This is a genomic window from Bacillus sp. JJ1503 (assembly GCF_036965125.1).
Classification (GTDB): domain Bacteria; phylum Bacillota; class Bacilli; order Bacillales; family Cytobacillaceae; genus Cytobacillus.
The window spans coordinates 1-4779 of sequence record NZ_JBALOZ010000396.1; the positions used below are offsets into that span (position 1 = coordinate 1).

The 4779-nt window shown below is 35.6% G+C and carries 7 protein-coding genes; 5 read left to right on the forward strand and 2 right to left on the reverse strand.

Annotated features, from left to right (window positions below):
- Positions 1–170 precede the first annotated feature (170 nt).
- From V7149_RS23655 to V7149_RS23665, 3 genes are read left to right on the forward strand one after another with little or no spacing between them, the layout of a single operon-like run.
- Complete coding sequence (locus tag V7149_RS23655) at positions 171–749, forward strand: GntT/GntP/DsdX family permease (RefSeq protein WP_335348028.1); 579 nt, start codon at positions 171–173, stop codon at positions 747–749.
- Between the two features lie 41 nt (positions 750–790).
- Positions 791–1471, forward strand: coding sequence for a hypothetical protein (locus V7149_RS23660; protein ID WP_335348029.1), 681 nt, complete (start codon positions 791–793; stop codon positions 1469–1471).
- Positions 1472–1508: 37 nt separating this feature from the next.
- Positions 1509–2387, forward strand: a complete 879-nt coding sequence (locus tag V7149_RS23665; protein WP_335348030.1) for an NAD(P)-dependent oxidoreductase — start codon at positions 1509–1511, stop codon at positions 2385–2387.
- A 411-nt stretch (positions 2388–2798) separates the two neighbouring features.
- Here the strand turns inward: V7149_RS23665 and V7149_RS23670 are convergent, their stop codons facing one another.
- Complete coding sequence (locus V7149_RS23670; protein ID WP_335348031.1) at positions 2799–3203, reverse strand: (deoxy)nucleoside triphosphate pyrophosphohydrolase; 405 nt, start codon at positions 3201–3203, stop codon at positions 2799–2801.
- Between the two features lie 194 nt (positions 3204–3397).
- On the opposite strand from V7149_RS23670, the gene V7149_RS23675 reads away from it, so the two are divergent.
- Both V7149_RS23675 and V7149_RS23680 read left to right on the forward strand, forming a co-directional pair.
- Positions 3398–3550 (forward strand): hypothetical protein, encoded by a 153-nt coding sequence (locus V7149_RS23675; RefSeq protein WP_335348032.1) that lies wholly within the window; start codon positions 3398–3400, stop codon positions 3548–3550.
- Positions 3551–3738: 188 nt separating this feature from the next.
- Entirely contained in the window at positions 3739–4068 is a 330-nt protein-coding gene (locus V7149_RS23680; protein WP_335348034.1) for an MBL fold metallo-hydrolase, read from the forward strand.
- A gap of 243 nt (positions 4069–4311) precedes the next feature.
- On the opposite strand, the gene V7149_RS23685 is transcribed toward V7149_RS23680, so the two are convergent.
- Positions 4312–4779: MBL fold metallo-hydrolase (locus V7149_RS23685; RefSeq protein ID WP_335348033.1), on the reverse strand; the 468-nt coding region annotated here is incomplete at its 5' end.

Consider the following 4779-nt stretch of genomic DNA (forward strand, 5'->3'; position numbering starts at 1 on the left):
TTATTATTTCGAGCGTTATTAAATTGAGTTGTAAGTTTTGTATAGGTTTAATATCGATCACGGTAAAGATTTCTAGTTAATTTTAAAACAAAGGATGTAATGTGAATTATTCAGAATAATAGTTGCTTACATAATATCCATAACAACTAGAATAAAGGGGAAAAATTAGAATGGATATATTGGGTATAAGTGGAATATTGTTAGGTATTTTAACAATTATTCTCTTTATTATTAAAAAGTTCAGTATCATCATTGCTGCACCCATAGCGACAATTGTCGTATTGCTGTTTAACAATGTACCTATACTAGAGACCGTATTTGGCAAAGAAAATTCTTATATGACGGCACTAGCTGGGTTTGTTGCATCCAATTTCGCTATATTCTTATTAGGTTCTGTATTAGCGAAATACATGGATAAAAGTGGGGCAACGATTTCAATTGCAAATAAAGTATTGTCGGTGGTAGGAACCAAGAACCCGTACAACGCATTGGTAGCATTATTTATTATTTCTGCCATTCTTACTTACGGTGGTATTAATGTATTCGTAATAATATTCGCATTAATCCCAATGGCTAAACCGATCTTCAGACAACTTGATATTTCGTGGAAATTAGTCACCATTCCTGTGTTTGGCGGGACTTCAACGTTTACTATGACAATGTTGCCTGGGGCGCCTTCTTTACACAATATTGTGCCTTCAACGGCTTTGGGCACTACATTAACTGCTGCGCCGGTTATCGGNNAATAGTCTTCATATTAGTATTTATGAAATTCTCGCTGTCCAAAAGCTTGCGTAAGAACGAGACATTTCATGCAGATGAGAAGGTTGAAAGCAGTAATACGGCAACTGAGAGTGAGCTTCCACCATTTATTATTAGTTTACTGCCTATCATCGTGTTACTAGGCATCATCTTAATATTTAGTTCTGTGAGTAATATCATTATTGTCGCATTAATTGTTACGATCGTATTGAGTGCTATATTATTCCGTAAACAAATTGAACAGCAAAAAGAAGTGTTAAATCAAGGTACTAACGAATCGTTATCATCAACAATTACAACTGGCAGTACAATTGCATTTGGTAGCATTGCTACAAGTGTTCCTGCGTTTAAGGGTGTCTTTCAATTGATTCAATCTATTCCTGGACCCCCAGTACTTTCATTAATGATTGGTACAGGTCTTATAGGTGGTATTACTGCTTCAGCTGTTGGAGCAATTGGCATTTCTGTTGCGAATTTTGCCCCTATCTATTTAGAAATGGGACTAGATACGGAAACGGTTCACCGCGCAATCGCAATCGGATCTGGAGCTCTATCAATTGTTCCTTATTCTGGATTCTTGATTATATTTAACAATATAACGGGACTAACGATGAAAGACACCTTCAAAAATGGATTTATCAGTATAAGTGTTACCCACTGGATCGCAATGGCCGTTATTGTTGTCATGGTGGTCTTAGGTTTAGCTTAATGATGTAAATCTAGCAAGTTCCTTAGACTTTTTTTGAATGATTCAACTTACGATACATCAAGCACTTTATTCTAAAGTACTTTTTGTAATAGATTTTACAAAATATCATCTAGGAGGAAAAATCATGAGTAAAAAAATTGGATTTGTAGGATTAGGAACAATGGGCTTCCCGATCGCAGTTAATTTAAAGAAAGCTGGTTTTGAAGTAATCGGTTATGATGCTTTTAAAGGTGTCTATGAAAAAGCAAGTGCTGCTGGAATAACAATGGTAGAAACTTTAAAAGAAGTGGCGGAACAAGCGGACGAAGCGATTATCTCAATGGTTCGTGACTATGCCCAAAATGTTGATATTATTTTTGGTGAGAATGCTATCTTATCTGCCCAACCTAAAAATAAAACAATTATTGTTATGAGTACTCTTGACCCTGAAACAATGAATCAATTAGGCAAAAAAGTCGAAGAAGAAAGTGATTTGAAATTAATTAGCGCTGCGGTAAGCGGTGGTGCTTCAGGTGCTCAAGCTGGAACATTATCGATTATGACAGCTGGTTCCGAGACAATCGTGAAATCTTTTAAGGCCTATTTTGATGCGATTGGATCTAATACNNTTAATAATATGATTCTAGGTATTAACATGAATGCTCTAGCTGAAGGACTTAAATTAGGAAAACACTATAACTTACCTGAAGAAGAGGTATTAAACTTATTAAAAGTAAGTACTGGTGATAGTTGGGTAGCTAGAAATTGGAGCGATGTTTCTGAATGGACAGCAGACACTGCCTTAGCCGTTCTAATTAAAGACTTAATTGCATCTTACAACCAGGGTGTTAAACATAATATATCTTTACCATTCAATGCCTTATCATCCACACAATTATTTGACTCTATGGGAAAAGAGAAACCAGAAGCTAAATAATTGAATAAAGTTACCATTTCATTGGTTGATTATACAACTCTCTAATAGGAAAGTGTTCTGTGTTGAACAGAATGCTTTCCTTATTTAATTTGCGTGAATGTTTTCTTGGCCTTTTTTTATCACCAAAATTCTATTAAGAGATTATCCTTATTAGTGGCCTTGGCTTTTTTTGTAATTCCTTCAATTATATGGAGTTTACGGGTAAGGAAGAATTCTATTTTCCCCGATTAATCCTTTACTTCGCTATGATTTTTTCCGTGTATTATTCCGGAATCGTAACACAAATATATTTACAATCAAAGAAAAAAACAATTGATAAAACCCCATAAGTAAACGCTTGGATTTCATTTCACCCAAGCGTTATTTGTAAAAATTGCATTGTTATATGATTGGTTCTGTCCACACAGCCCGTTAGTTAGTGGGAAAATTCATTTCTACTAATTTTTTCACCGACGGAATATCAGCCGGAGCCCAATCTAGTGTACTCAGTTCATTTGGCTCTACCCATCTGATCTCCTTATGTTCAGTGAGTCGCGGCTCCCCTTCTTTCAGTTTGCAGGCAAAAGTCGATAAATGAACGATACCAAAATCATACTCATAGACCGTATGATCAATTTGCCCGCCAATTTCAATTTGGCAATGCATTTCCTCCTTAATTTCCCGTTTTAGTGCTTCCTGCGGTGTTTCACCGACTTCTATCTTGCCTCCGGGAAACTCCCATTTGTACGGTAAAATTCTATTTGCTCCTCTTTGTGCACATAAAATTTTTCCATTAAGTATAATCACGGCGCCGACTACAAATATATCCTTTTTCATTTAATCCCTCCATCAGATTTGATTTTACCATTTAATTTAAGAAGAAGATTAAATACTTTTCAATATTTACCATTAATTATTTCAGTTCCTATCCCATTCTGTTCACGGAGAATGGAGCAAAGGATACATCAAAATCTCTCCGGCATCATAAGTTTAACCTTAGAAAATAATAATCGCTTTACATGAGGTTATATATGAAAATATGGCGTTTAGGTCATGCAATGTATGTATTGAAAAGCAAATTGGGAAAGAATTATTTGATTGATCTATTTTTCTATTTGAATCCTAGTTTTGCTAAGGAATTAGATCATGCTGATTTTTACAAATCAATAGATGCAGTTTTTTGACTCTTGGACATATTGACATTCGAGTGGTTTGTCAAAATTAGTTCAATTTAAACCAAATATTAAGATCATTGCACAATATGATTTTGCGATGATTCTCCTTCAACAGGGCATGAAAAGTGTTTTTCCTATTAATATCTGCGGGAGCGTCCCCCTAAATGATTTTCATGTAACAATGGTTCAGGCTATGCATTGCGGATACGGAGGGATTACCTGTCTATGCTGGGGTATCCGCTGGCTATATTATTAACTTTAAAGATGATTATACGATTTACCATTCAGGTGATACGGGCTTAATGCTTGATATGAAGCTGATACAAGATTTCTATCAGCCTGATATCGCCATCCTCTCTTCAGCTGGTCAACTTACAATGGGACCGAAAGAGGCTGCCTATGCTGTTCAACATTTATTAGATGTGAAATATGTTATCCCAAGTCATAACTTTCCAACCGAAAAGACCGCAACAAACTTAGACTCTTACACTCAGCTGACAAAAAGTTTCCCTATTTCGGGTATATAATGGATACCGGTAAAGTTTTAGTAGAATTATTGAAGGATTATTCAAAGACGGAAGTGATCGAACTTTCATTTGGGGAAGAAAGAGGGTTTACAAAGGGAAGTGTTGTTAAATGAGAAAAAGAGCCTAAACTGTAATTATGCAGATTAGGCTCGTTTCTTGCAAATAGCTTATCTAGTCAGGCAGCTCCTTCTATCCACTCCTCTAATTAACATAAAGTTCAAGATCCGTTCTTTTTTGCGTTAGTTACTTTCCAAGTTCAAATCCATTTACAAAGTAATCCAAAGTCTCAAGCTCATCCTCATTCAAGTCTCGATTGACAATCGATTGATAGGCATTTTTTATATCATCATATCGCCCTTCGAATTGTTCAGTTAAATGGGCTATATTCCTTAACAATTTGGCCTCTTGCTGATATTCGTGTTTCGATACTGGCTTCCAATGAGAAAGGATGTAAGTTTCTGCATCAAATTGGTCAATTTTGTCTAAAAGCTGAAGTGTCCGTTTTACTGTCATTTTTCTTTTACTAGCATAAAGATTAGCGTAAATCGCATCCCCCAAAAACAATATTTTTTCTTCTTTTATATAGACAATGACAGAGTCTTGAGCATGATCGCCGCCAACATGCTCAATTTGACAAGTGACTTCGCCTAGGTCAATGACCATTCTTTTTTCAAAAGTTAATTCCGGAAGGGTTATTTTAATATCCCTTTC